The 12,482-nt window shown below is 61.2% G+C and carries 8 protein-coding genes; 6 read left to right on the top strand and 2 right to left on the bottom strand.

Features of this window, described 5'->3' with window-relative positions:
- Nucleotides 1-359: 359 nt before the first annotated feature.
- Nucleotides 360-2,288, bottom strand: coding sequence for a transglycosylase SLT domain-containing protein (locus V5F23_RS18660; RefSeq protein WP_338496014.1), 1,929 nt, complete (start codon nt 2,286-2,288; stop codon nt 360-362).
- A gap of 223 nt (nt 2,289-2,511) precedes the next feature.
- Between V5F23_RS18660 and V5F23_RS18655 the strand changes: the two genes are divergently transcribed.
- Nucleotides 2,512-4,431, top strand: coding sequence for an ATP-binding cassette domain-containing protein (locus V5F23_RS18655; RefSeq protein WP_338496012.1), 1,920 nt, complete (start codon nt 2,512-2,514; stop codon nt 4,429-4,431).
- 136 nt (nt 4,432-4,567) lie between these two features.
- Here the strand turns inward: V5F23_RS18655 and V5F23_RS18650 are convergent, their stop codons facing one another.
- Nucleotides 4,568-5,008, bottom strand: a complete 441-nt coding sequence (locus V5F23_RS18650; RefSeq protein WP_042729277.1) for a universal stress protein — start codon at nt 5,006-5,008, stop codon at nt 4,568-4,570.
- Between the two features lie 101 nt (nt 5,009-5,109).
- Between V5F23_RS18650 and V5F23_RS18645 the strand changes: the two genes are divergently transcribed.
- From V5F23_RS18645 to topA, 5 genes are all read left to right on the top strand, one after another.
- Nucleotides 5,110-5,547 carry a hypothetical protein gene (locus V5F23_RS18645; protein ID WP_338496010.1) on the top strand — a complete coding sequence of 146 codons (438 nt, stop codon included), beginning with the start codon at nt 5,110-5,112 and terminating at the stop codon, nt 5,545-5,547.
- Between the two features lie 488 nt (nt 5,548-6,035).
- Complete coding sequence (fadB, locus tag V5F23_RS18640) at nt 6,036-8,183, top strand: fatty acid oxidation complex subunit alpha FadB (protein WP_042729275.1); 2,148 nt, start codon at nt 6,036-6,038, stop codon at nt 8,181-8,183.
- Nucleotides 8,184-8,213: 30 nt separating this feature from the next.
- Nucleotides 8,214-9,389: an acetyl-CoA C-acyltransferase FadA gene (gene fadA, locus V5F23_RS18635; RefSeq protein ID WP_042729274.1), complete on the top strand. Its 1,176-nt coding sequence runs from the start codon at nt 8,214-8,216 to the stop codon at nt 9,387-9,389.
- A 109-nt stretch (nt 9,390-9,498) separates the two neighbouring features.
- On the top strand, nt 9,499-9,735 hold the full coding sequence (locus V5F23_RS18630; RefSeq protein ID WP_042729273.1) for a DUF1653 domain-containing protein: 237 nt from the start codon (nt 9,499-9,501) through the stop codon (nt 9,733-9,735).
- A gap of 115 nt (nt 9,736-9,850) precedes the next feature.
- Nucleotides 9,851-12,463, top strand: coding sequence for a type I DNA topoisomerase (topA, locus tag V5F23_RS18625; RefSeq protein ID WP_042729272.1), 2,613 nt, complete (start codon nt 9,851-9,853; stop codon nt 12,461-12,463).
- The last annotated feature ends 19 nt before the right edge of the window (nt 12,464-12,482 follow it).

Below are 12,482 nucleotides of genomic sequence, written 5' to 3'. Positions count from 1 at the left end.
ACAGGTTGATCCTTGGCGGGCACAGGATGTGTGTTCACCGTAGATCCCTTGTGGGAGCGAGCTTGCTCGCGAAGGCGGTGGGTCAGTCGATGGAGATGTTGGACAGGTCGGGCCTCTTCGCGGGCAAGCCCGCTCCCACAGGTTGATCGTGGGTGGGCACAGGATGTGTGTTCACCGTAGATCCCTTGTGGGAGCGAGCTTGCTCGCGAAAGCGGTGTGTCAGTCGATGGAGATGCTGGATAGGCCAGGCTTCTTCGCGGGCAAGCCCGCTCCCACAGGGTCCAGCAAGCGAGCAAAAAGAAATGCCCGCATCTTTCGATGCGGGCATTTTTCTTCTCAGCAACAGCTTCCGCTAATAATCACTGATCATCAAAATACCGCTCATGCCAGTCCACCAACGGCTGCGGTGAGTTGAGTTTCTGGCCGTAGATCACCGAGTACGACAAGACGTTCTGCACGTATTGGCGTGTTTCGTCGAAGGGGATGCTTTCGACCCAGACGTCGAAGCTCAGGTGGTCGGCGCCGCGCAGCCACTGGCGCACGCGGCCTGGGCCGGCGTTGTAGGCCGCCGATGCCAGGACGCGGTTGCCGTTGAACTGGCTGTGGACCTGGCTCAGGTAAGCCGCGCCAAGCTGGATGTTCTTGTCCGGGTTCAGCACTTGCTGCGGCGAGGCCAGCGGAATGCTGAACTTGCGTGCGGTTTCCTTGGCCGTGCCGGGCATCAGTTGCATCAGGCCGGCAGCACCGACGCCGGAGCGGGCGTCGTCCATGAAGGCACTTTCCTGGCGGGTGATCGCGAACACCCAGCTTGAATGCAGGCCGCGGACCTTGGCTTCGCGCACCAGCGTGTCGCGGTGGGCCATCGGGAAGCGGATGTCCAGGTCGTCCCAGTACTTGGCCTGGCTGATGGTACGGATGGCCGGGAAATACCACTTCAGGTCGTAGGCCAGTTTGGCCTGGGCGACCATTTCGTCCCGATTGAAATGCCGGCTGACGTGGTACCACTCGCGGCGTCCATCGACGATGTCGCCGCGGGCGTGGAATTCCAGTGCACGGCGCACGCCAGGGGTGTTGCGTACTTTGTTGATCAGCGCCTGGCTCATCACCAGTGGCTTGTTGACGAGCGAGTAGGGCGACTGGGAGCGGTCAGCGGCCAGGAAACCGTAGAAATCGCGCTCGCGGGCCAGGTGCTTGTAGAGCGTCAGTGCCTCGGGGTTCTGGGGTTGGGCCAGTTCGAGGGTGCGGGCCTGCCAGTAGCGCCAGCGGTTGGTGCTGGCCAGCGACTCGGGCAGGCGGCGGGTCAATTGGTAGGCGTCGTCCCAGCGAGCCAGGCGCAACAGCAGGCGCAGGCGCCATTCGGAAACGGTGTCGTCCCGTAGCTCCGGGTCGTACTGGGTCATCACGGCCAGGGCGCGACTGTCGAAACGCTTGGCCAGGGTCAGGCCGATTTCCCGGGCGATCGCGACTTTCTCATCCCGGGAAAAACGCATGGTGCTGGCATAGCCGTCCAGCAGGGCCATGGCTTTGTCCGGGTCCTGGCGTGCCAGGCGACGCAGGCCCAGGCTGACGATATCGGACATCGGTTCGTCGGCCGGCAGGAAGCGCGACGGCTGGTTGAGCAATTCGGGTTTCTGCGCCACGTCCACCAGCAACCTGCCACGGGGGGCGAGGGTGGTCATGGCATTGACCAGGCTGTTGGCCAATGGGTAATTACGCGCCTGGGCGGCGAGTTTGGCGCGCTCCCAGCGCTTCTGTTCGGTCAACTGGCCCTGGGCTGCCCACATGCCGAACAGGGTGTCGCAGGCGTCGGGCTGGGATTTGCCGGTGAGCCAGAGTTTTTCGGTATTGGCGTAGCCTTCGGCCTTCAAGCCATGGCTGAGCTGGTACTGCGCGTTGAGGCAGTCCAGTTCGGTGAAGTTGAGCTTGGGGTCGTAGTATTTGACGAACGTGTCCCAGTCGCCGCGATCAGCCAGCCAGCGCAACCAGCGCAATTTCATCCAGTTGGCCTGGGGCAGGTCGCCGTGTTCGGCGAGGAATTTCTCGATCTCGGCGTTGCTGGCGCTCTTGAGGCGAGCGGTCAGTTCGTCGTAGGCCAGGTACGGTTCCAGCGGATAGTCACGCAGGGCCTGGCTGTAGCGCAAGTAGGGGCCCGAATCGCCCTTGGCCAAGGCCCGCTTGGCCTCATCGTAATACTGGCGCTGGGTAGAAATATCCACGGCCTGGGCGGATTGAACGGCAGTGGCACAGACAAATAGACACGATAGAACACTGAAAAGGCGACTGCGCATGAGGCATCCGGGCAGAAAAAACATGACAAGCCCAGGGGGAACCTGGGGTAACTGTCTGTAGCTTAGCCTTTTGCCAGCAACCGGCGAAAGCTTTGCGGGGCCGTTGGTATCAGTTCGCAACATTTGTGCGGCATAACCGCTAAAGGGCGCATTGGCGACGAAATTGGCGGCCCTGGCCGGGCGCTTCTCAGGTAGAATGCGCGCCCGGTTTTTGGAGAAGCTCATGACCCTGCTCAAATTCAGCGATGTGTCCCTTGCTTTCGGCGCGATGCCGTTGTTGGACAAGGTGTCCTGGCAGATCGCCCGTGGTGAGCGGGTGTGCATCATCGGCCGCAATGGCACTGGCAAGTCCAGCATGATGAAGCTGGTCAAGGGCGATCAGAAGCCCGATGACGGCTCGGTCTGGCGTGCGCCAGGCCTGAAAATCGGCGAACTGCCTCAGGAACTGCCGGTAGCCGACGAGCGGACCGTGTTCGACGTGGTTGCCGAGGGCCTCGACGGTGTCGGCGCGCTGCTGGCCGAATATCACCACCTGAGCCAGAACATCGTCACCGACGCGGACCTGGACAAGCTGATGCACGTCCAGCAGGGCCTCGAAGCCCGTGATGGCTGGCGTCTGCAGCAACTGGTCGACAGCACCCTGAGCCGCCTGCAACTGCCGGCCGACAAGACCCTCGCCGAATTGTCCGGCGGCTGGCGTCGTCGCGTTTTGCTGGCCCAGGCCCTGGTGTCCGAGCCGGACCTGCTGCTGCTCGACGAACCGACCAACCACCTGGACATCGGTGCGATTGCCTGGCTTGAAGAAGCCTTGAAGGACTTCCAGGGTGCGGTGTTGTTCATCACCCACGACCGTTCCTTTCTGCAAAACCTGGCCACCCGCATCCTTGAGCTGGACCGTGGCGGCCTGATCGACTGGAACGGCGACTACGCCAGCTTCCTGGTGCACAAGGAAGCCGTGCTGGCGGCGGAAGAGACCGCCAACGCCCTGTTCGACAAGCGCCTGGCCCAGGAAGAAGTCTGGATCCGCCAGGGTATCAAGGCCCGTCGTACCCGTAACGAAGGCCGGGTACGTGCCCTCAAGGCGCTGCGCGTGGAGCGCAGCGAACGCCGTGAGCGCACCGGCAAGGCCAATATCCAACTGGAAACGGCCGAAAAATCCGGCAAACAGGTCATGGTGCTGGAGAACGTCAGCTTCGCCCATCCCGGCGGGCCGTTCCTGGTCAAGGATTTTTCCATGGTCCTGCAGCGTGGCGACCGCATCGGCCTGCTGGGTGCCAACGGCACCGGCAAGACTACCCTGCTCAAGCTGATGCTCGGTGGCCTGGTCCCGAGCAGTGGCAAGGTGGAAGAGGGCACGAAGATCGACGTGGCCTACTTCGACCAATTGCGCCATCAACTGGATCTGGAAAAAACCGTGATCGACAACGTGGCCGAAGGCCGCGATTTCATCGAGATCGATGGCCAGAGCCGCCATGTATTGAGCTATCTGGGCGACTTCCTGTTCAGCCCGCAGCGGGCCCGCACGCCGGTCAAGGCGCTGTCGGGTGGCGAGCGCGCGCGCTTGCTGCTGGCCAAGCTGTTCAGCAAGCCGGCGAACCTGCTGGTGCTCGACGAGCCGACCAACGACCTGGACGTGGAAACCCTGGAACTGCTGGAAGAAGTGCTGCTGACCTTCAATGGCACGGTGCTGATGGTCAGTCACGACCGGGCATTCCTCGACAACGTGGTCACCAGCACCCTGGTGTTCGAAGGCGAAGGCCGGGTTCGCGAATACGTTGGCGGTTACCAGGACTGGCTGCGCCAGGGCGGTTCGCCGCGTCTTCTGGGCGTGACCGAGAGCAAGTCCGGCAAGGCCGACCTGAACTCGGCCGTGGTCAAGGCCGAGCCGGCCCCGGTGCCCGCTGCCGCCGCTCCGGCCCCGGTGAAGAAGAAACTCAGCTACAAGCTGCAGCGTGAGCTGGAAGCCTTGCCCGGTGATATCGATGCGAAGGAGCAGCAGATCGCAGCGGTGGAAGCCGAGATGGCCGACACCGGGTTCTACCAGCGACCTGCTGCTGAAACCGCCAAAGTGATTGCGCACCTGGAGCAACTGCAGGCCGAGCTGGATGCATTGGTCGAGCGTTGGGCCGAGCTGGACGCTTGAGCCCGCACGCTCAATGACCGTGGCGAGGGGATTTGCTGCCGCCTGAGGGCGAGGCACTCACCGCCAGGGGGCTGCTACGCAGCCCAGCGGGAGCAAGCTCCCTCGCCACGGTCATTGAGCTGAGTTCCTTGGTGAATCAGCTGCGCTTGATCAGGTGCACCGCCAGCACATCGCACGGTGCGCCATGCAGCACGTCGTTGGCGGTGGAGCCCAGCAGAAGTGCCAGGCCGTGGCGGCCATGGCTGCCGACGACGATCAGGTCGCAACCCTGTTCCTTGGCCAGGTGATGGATTTCCTGGCGCGGTTGGCCGTAGGTCAAGTGACTGAATTCCTTTTTCAGCGCCGGGTACTTCACGATCAGCCGGTCAAGACGCTCCTTGGCCTGGTCGAATTGCTGTTGCTGCAATTGGGACAGGTCCATGGGAACGTCGCCGCCAAAGGCCATGGCCATCGGCTCGACGATGTGCACCAGCGACAGCTTGGTCTCCCGGCCTTCGCAAAGGGCGAGGGCGCGCTTGACGACGGGATCGCATTCTTCAGTGAGGTCGACGGCGACCAGAACGTGTTCGTAGTACATGGAAGGCACTCCAGAGAATTGCGATACGGTAAGTATGGCTGGTTTCAAGCGCATTGACGGCGACGCAGGTCAATGGCTCCTCAAAATTCGGGAGTACGAATATGACGGTCTGGATAGTGGTGTCAATCCTGTTGGTGGTGTTAAGTCCTCTGGCATGGTTGCGGCCCTCCCGTGTTCAGAGTGGTCGGATGGCCCTGCGCATGGAGGCACGGCGCCTTGGCCTGGCCATGCAGCTGGCGCCGCAGGAATGGCCTCACTGGCTCGGCCAGCAGCCGCCAAACCCTTGTGCCCAGTACCATCGGCCGCGGCGCGGCAAGCAGCCGGACAGCTGGAGTTACTGGCAGTCCGCGCCCGGCGTGTGGGTCAACCAGTGGCGAGAGGTTTGCCAGGATGAGGCGTTGCTCGTGCATTTCGAAAAGTTGCCGGCCAACGTCTACAAGGTCGAGGCTGATCGTCAAATGATCGCCTTGTATTGGGGCGAAAAGGGCGAAACCAGTGTTTTGCAGCATATTGCCGAGGTGCTCAAGGTCCTGGCCTGAGTCGTAAAAAAGCCCGACAGACTCATCGGGCGGGTTGGCCAGGCAGGCCGGTAATCAAATGTCATTTCCGGGCGTTCGTTCGTAACGCCCTTGCTCGAACAATTGCAGCGTGTTTGCGACAGCGTAGTCGGTTGTGCCGGCTTTGCCCGGGATTAGGGCGACTTTTCTAATAATTGATCTTATGAATGGCTGCTCATGCGGCCGGGTGTTGCGGATCCGTACGGTACGAAAATGACCGTAAAGTCGTGTTCGCGCCCTCTGTTTAGGGCGATTGACAATTGTCGGAAATTCCGTGAAGGTGACGTACCCAAATCAAACGGGCGTATGAATTGAGCGTTTGTATTTTCAGAACGTTCCTACAGAACCCGACTATCGCGTTGACGGGTGTGCCTGGCGGATTGGCGTAGCATCGACGGTAACGTCAATGCCCAACCAGCGGTCAGCGTTCAACGTGTACTGTTCAGCTTCCATATCGTGGAGATCAGTTGATGATTTACGAAGGTAAAGCCATCACGGTTAAGGCTCTTGAAAGTGGCATCGTCGAACTGAAGTTCGATCTCAAGGGTGAGTCCGTCAACAAGTTCAACCGTCTTACCCTGAATGAACTGCGTCAGGCCGTGGACACTATCAAGGCAGATGCTTCGATCAAGGGTGTGATCGTCAGCAGCGGCAAGGACGTGTTCATCGTCGGCGCCGACATCACCGAATTCGTCGACAACTTCAAGCTGCCCGATGCCGAGCTGATCGCTGGCAACCTCGAAGCCAACCGCATTTTCAGCGATTTCGAAGACCTCAACGTACCGACCGTCGTGGCCATCAACGGCATCGCCCTGGGTGGCGGCCTCGAAATGTGCCTGGCGGCGGACTACCGCGTCATGTCCACCACCGCCAAGATCGGCCTGCCGGAAGTCAAGCTGGGCATCTACCCAGGCTTCGGCGGGACCGTGCGCCTGCCGCGCCTGATCGGTGCCGACAACGCCATCGAGTGGATTGCCGCCGGCAAGGAAAACCGTGCCGAAGACGCGCTGAAAGTCGGCGCCGTGGACGCCGTGGTTGAACCTGGCAAGCTCCAGGCTGCGGCCCTTGAGACGATCAAGCGCGCCATCAGCGGCGAGTTCGACTACAAGGCCAAGCGCCAGCCGAAGCTGGAAAAACTCAAGCTCAACGCCATCGAGCAGATGATGGCCTTCGAAACCGCCAAGGGCTTCGTTGCCGGCCAGGCTGGCCCGAACTACCCAGCCCCGGTCGAAGCGATCAAGACCATCCAGAAAGCCGCGAACTTCGGTCGCGACAAGGCCCTGGAAGTCGAAGCCGCCGGCTTCGTCAAACTGGCCAAGACCTCGGCTGCACAGAGCCTGATCGGCCTGTTCCTCAATGATCAGGAACTGAAGAAAAAGGCCAAGGCCTACGACGAGATCGCCCGTGACGTGAAGCAGGCAGCCGTACTCGGTGCCGGCATCATGGGTGGTGGTATCGCCTACCAGTCGGCGTCCAAGGGCACGCCGATCCTGATGAAGGACATCAACGAGCACGGGATCGAGCAGGGCCTGGCCGAAGCAGCCAAGCTGCTGGTGGGTCGCGTCGATAAAGGTCGCATGACCGCTGCGAAGATGGCCGAAGTGCTCAACGGCATTCGTCCGACCCTGTCCTACGGCGATTTCGGCCATGTCGACCTGGTGGTCGAGGCGGTCGTGGAAAACCCGAAGGTCAAGCAGGCGGTACTGGCTGAAGTCGAAGACAAGGTCAAAGAGGACACCATCCTCGCGTCGAACACCTCGACCATCTCCATTTCGCTGCTGGCCAAGGCCCTCAAGCGCCCGGAAAACTTCGTCGGCATGCACTTCTTCAACCCGGTGCACATGATGCCGCTGGTGGAAGTGATCCGTGGCGAGAAGTCCAGCGAGCAGGCGATTGCCACCACCGTGGCCTACGCCAAGAAAATGGGCAAGAACCCGATCGTCGTCAACGATTGCCCGGGCTTCCTGGTCAACCGCGTGCTGTTCCCGTACTTTGGCGGTTTCGCCAAGCTGGTCAGCGCGGGCGTGGACTTCGTGCGCATCGACAAGATCATGGAAAAATTCGGCTGGCCGATGGGCCCGGCGTACCTGATGGACGTGGTCGGCATCGACACTGGCCACCACGGTCGCGACGTCATGGCCGAAGGCTTCCCGGACCGCATGAAAGACGACCGTCGTTCGGCTGTCGACGTGCTTTATGAAGCCAAGCGCCTGGGCCAGAAGAACGGCAAGGGCTTCTATGCCTACGAGACCGACAAGCGCGGCAAGCAGAAGAAAGTCGCCGATCCGTCGGTGCTGGAAGTGCTCAAGCCGATCGTCTACGAGCAGCGCGAGGTCACTGACGAGGACATCATCAACTGGATGATGATCCCGCTGTGCCTGGAAACCGTGCGTTGCCTGGAAGACGGCATCGTCGAAACGGCTGCCGAAGCCGACATGGGCCTGGTCTACGGTATCGGCTTCCCTCCATTCCGTGGCGGTGCGCTGCGCTACATCGATTCGATCGGTGTGGCCGAGTTCGTTGCCCTGGCTGACCAGTACGCTGATCTGGGCGCGCTGTACCACCCGACCGCGAAGCTGCGTGAAATGGCCAAGAACGGCCAGAGCTTCTTCGGTTAAGCGCCCAACGACTAGAGCGAGAGAACATTTATGAGCTTGAATCCTAGAGACGTCGTGATTGTCGACTTCGGTCGTACGCCGATGGGCCGCTCCAAGGGCGGCATGCACCGCAACACCCGCGCCGAAGACATGTCGGCGCACCTGATCAGCAAACTGCTGGAACGCAACGTCAAGGTCGACCCCAATGAAGTCGAGGACGTGATCTGGGGCTGCGTGAACCAGACCCTGGAGCAGGGCTGGAACATCGCCCGCATGGCGTCGCTGATGACCCAGATTCCTCACACGGCAGCCGGCCAGACGGTCAGCCGCCTGTGCGGTTCGTCCATGAGCGCGCTGCACACCGCCGCCCAGGCGATCATGACCGGCAACGGCGACGTGTTCGTCGTCGGCGGTGTCGAGCACATGGGCCACGTGAGCATGATGCACGGCGTCGATCCGAACCCGCACATGTCGCTGTACGCGGCGAAAGCCTCGGGCATGATGGGCCTGACCGCGGAAATGCTCGGCAAGATGCACGGCATCACCCGTGAGCAGCAGGACGCCTTCGGCGTGCGCTCCCACCAGCTCGCCCACAAGGCGACCGTGGAAGGCAAGTTCAAGGACGAAATCATCCCGATGCAGGGCTATGACGAGAACGGCTTCCTGAAGCTGTTCGACTACGACGAAACCATTCGTCCGGAAACCACCCTGGAAAGCCTGGCGACCCTCAAGCCGGCGTTCAACCCGAAGGGTGGCACCGTGACTGCCGGTACGTCGTCGCAGATCACCGACGGTGCCTCGTGCATGATCGTGATGTCGGCCCAGCGTGCCCAAGACCTGGGCATCCAGCCGATGGCGGTAATTCGCTCCATGGCCGTGGCGGGTGTGGACCCGGCGATCATGGGTTATGGTCCGGTACCGGCCACGCAGAAAGCCTTGAAGCGTGCCGGCCTGAGCATCTCCGATATCGACTTCTTCGAGCTCAACGAAGCGTTCGCCGCACAGGCCCTGCCGGTGCTGAAAGATCTGAAAGTGCTCGACAAGATGAACGAGAAGGTTAACCTGCACGGCGGCGCGATCGCCCTGGGCCACCCATTCGGTTGCTCCGGTGCGCGTATCTCCGGCACGTTGCTCAACGTGATGAAACAGAACGGCGGCACGTTTGGCGTGTCCACCATGTGCATTGGTCTCGGCCAGGGCATCGCCACTGTCTTCGAACGCGTCTAAGCGTTGCGTCGATGGAAGCCGGGGCCAAGTGCCCCGGTTTTTGTTTTTCCGGGTTTAGTAGAAAGAAATTTTGTTTTTATTTTGAAAAAAATTCAGTGAGGGCCAAAGCATGCCGATACAACCTGGGCTCTACCAACATTACAAGGGTCCGCAGTACCGCGTATTCAGTATTGCGCGGCATTCCGAGACCGAGGAAGAAGTGGTCTTCTATCAAGCCCTGTATGGCGATTACGGCTTCTGGGTGCGTCCCTTGAGCATGTTCCAGGAGTCCGTCGAGGTTGACGGCGAACAGGTGCCACGCTTTGCTTTGGTGCAGGCCGAGGAAAGCATTTTTCCCAAGCGTTGAGGCCAACCTGCGGGCAACCCTGCGCTTGACCTCACCTTGCAGCCACTATATATAGCGGTGCCGCGTCAGGCGCCAACCGCCTTTCACTTTTTAGCATTCAGGAATTTTCTGATCCATGGGCAAATCGCTGGTCATTGTGGAATCCCCGGCTAAGGCCAAGACCATCAACAAGTATCTGGGCAACCAATACGTGGTGAAGTCGAGTATCGGCCATATCCGAGACCTGCCCACCAGCGGTTCGGCTAGCGCCAGCAAGGAGCCAGCCGCCAAGCGCGGCAAGGCGGCTGCCGGTGAAGCGCCGGCGCTGTCGCCGAAAGACAAGGCGCGCAAGCAGCTGGTCTCGCGCATGGGGGTTGATCCGGAACACGGCTGGAAAGCCAAGTACGAGATCCTCCCAGGCAAGGAAAAGGTCATCGAAGAACTGCGTCGGCTCGCCAAGGACGCCGACACCATCTATCTCGCGACGGACTTGGACCGCGAAGGGGAAGCCATTGCCTGGCACCTGCGCGAAGCCATCGGTGGGGATGACAGCCGCTACAAGCGCGTGGTGTTCAACGAAATCACCAAGAAGGCGATCCAGGAAGCCTTCTCCCAGCCGGGCGAGCTGGATATCCACCGGGTCAACGCCCAGCAGGCACGGCGCTTTCTCGATCGCGTAGTGGGCTACATGGTCTCGCCGCTGCTGTGGGCCAAGATCGCCCGCGGCTTGTCGGCCGGGCGCGTACAGTCCGTGGCGGTCAAGCTGGTGGTGGAGCGCGAGCGGGAAATCCGTGCGTTCATCCCCGAGGAATACTGGGAAGTCCACGCCGACCTCGGCACCGCCAAGGGCGCTACCGTGCGCTTCGAAGTGGCCCGCGAGAAGGGCGAGGCCTTCAAGCCGCTCAATGAAGCCCAGGCCATGGCCGCGCTGGAGAAGCTCAAGGCATCCAGCTACAGCATCGTCAAGCGCGAGGACAAGCCGACCAGCAGCAAGCCGTCGGCGCCGTTCATTACCTCCACGCTGCAACAGGCCGCGAGCAACCGCCTGGGCTTTGGCGTGAAGAAAACCATGATGATGGCCCAGCGTCTGTACGAAGCCGGCTACATCACCTATATGCGTACCGACTCGACCAACCTCTCGGCCGATGCCGTGGCGATGGCGCGCACTTATATAGAAAGCGAGTTCGGCAAGAAATACCTGCCGGACACGCCCAACGTCTACAGCAGCAAGGAAGGCGCACAAGAGGCTCACGAAGCGATTCGTCCGTCCGACGCCAATACCGAGCCAAGCAAGCTGTCTGGCATGGAGCGCGATGCCGAGCGTCTCTACGAGCTGATCTGGCGCCAGTTCCTGGCCTGCCAGATGCTGCCGGCGCAATACCTGTCGACGACGGTCAGCGTGGGTGCTGGCGATTTCGAGCTGCGCGCCAAGGGCCGCATCCTCAAGTTCGACGGCTACACCCGCGTCATGCCGCAAATCACCAAGCCTGGGGATGACGACGTCCTGCCGGACATGGCCCAGGGCGACGTGATGAAGCTGATCAAGCTTGATCCGACCCAGCATTTCACCAAGCCGCCGGCTCGCTATTCGGAAGCCAGCCTGGTCAAGGAAATGGAAAAACGTGGTATCGGTCGTCCTTCGACCTATGCGGCGATCATTTCCACCATCCAGGATCGTGGCTATGTGGCGCTGCACAACCGTCGGTTCTATTCGGAAAAGATGGGTGACATCGTTACCGAGCGCCTGTCCGAGAGCTTCTCGAACCTGATGGACTACGGCTTCACCGCCGGCATGGAAGAGAACCTCGACGACGTGGCCCAGGGCGAGCGCGACTGGAAAAATGTGCTTGACGAGTTCTACGGCGACTTCAAGAAAAAACTCGAAGTGGCCGAAAGCCCGGAAAGTGGCATGCGGGCGAACCAGCCGGTCATGACCGACATTCCATGCCTGACCTGCGGTCGTCCGATGCAGATCCGCACAGCGTCCACCGGCGTGTTCCTCGGTTGCTCGGGCTACAGCCTGCCGCCCAAGGAGCGCTGCAAGGCGACCGTCAACCTGGTACCTGGCGATGAAATCGCCGCGGACGACGAGGGGGAGTCCGAATCCTTGGTGCTGCGTGGCAAGCATCGCTGCCCGATCTGCAGCACGGCGATGGACGCCTACCTGCTGGATGAAAAGCGCAAGTTGCACATCTGCGGCAACAACCCGGACTGTGCCGGCTACGAGATCGAAGAGGGCTCCTATCGCATCAAGGGCTACGAAGGCCCTAGCTTGGAGTGCGACAAGTGCGGCAGCGAGATGCAGCTCAAGACCGGTCGTTTCGGCAAGTTCTTCGGTTGCACCAACCCAACCTGCAAGAACACCCGCAAGCTGCTCAAGAGCGGCGATGCGGCGCCACCGAAGATGGACCCGGTGAAGATGCCCGAACTCCAGTGCGAGAAGGTCAACGACACCTACATCCTGCGTGATGGTGCTTCCGGTCTGTTCCTGGCGGCCAGCCAGTTCCCGAAAAACCGCGAGACCCGTGCGCCACTGGTGATGGAGATCGTGCCGCACAAGGACGAGATCGATCCGAAGTACCATTTCCTCTGCGAAGCCCCGCAGAAGGACCCGGAGGGTCGTCCGGCGGTCATCCGCTACAGCCGCAAGACCAAGGAGCAGTACGTGCAGACCGAGGTCGATGGCAAGCCAACCGGCTGGAAGGCGTTCTACGACGGTGGCAAGTGGACCGTTGAAGACAAGCGCTGACCGATAGGGCGGCTGCTTG

The organism is Pseudomonas sp. WP18 (genome assembly GCF_036689585.1).
GTDB classification, from domain to species: domain Bacteria; phylum Pseudomonadota; class Gammaproteobacteria; order Pseudomonadales; family Pseudomonadaceae; genus Aquipseudomonas; species Aquipseudomonas chlororaphis_E.
The sequence above is the reverse complement of the archived record's forward strand: the minus strand, read 5'-3'. Positions and strand labels throughout refer to the sequence as shown.

Coding starts and splice junctions, on each gene's coding strand:
- V5F23_RS18660 (WP_338496014.1), bottom strand. CDS start 2,288: ATGCGCAGTCGCCTTTTCAGTGTTCTATCGTGTCTATTTGTCTGTGCC.
- V5F23_RS18655 (WP_338496012.1), top strand. CDS start 2,512: ATGACCCTGCTCAAATTCAGCGATGTGTCCCTTGCTTTCGGCGCGATG.
- V5F23_RS18650 (WP_042729277.1), bottom strand. CDS start 5,008: ATGTACTACGAACACGTTCTGGTCGCCGTCGACCTCACTGAAGAATGC.
- V5F23_RS18645 (WP_338496010.1), top strand. CDS start 5,110: ATGACGGTCTGGATAGTGGTGTCAATCCTGTTGGTGGTGTTAAGTCCT.
- fadB (WP_042729275.1), top strand. CDS start 6,036: ATGATTTACGAAGGTAAAGCCATCACGGTTAAGGCTCTTGAAAGTGGC.
- fadA (WP_042729274.1), top strand. CDS start 8,214: ATGAGCTTGAATCCTAGAGACGTCGTGATTGTCGACTTCGGTCGTACG.
- V5F23_RS18630 (WP_042729273.1), top strand. CDS start 9,499: ATGCCGATACAACCTGGGCTCTACCAACATTACAAGGGTCCGCAGTAC.
- topA (WP_042729272.1), top strand. CDS start 9,851: ATGGGCAAATCGCTGGTCATTGTGGAATCCCCGGCTAAGGCCAAGACC.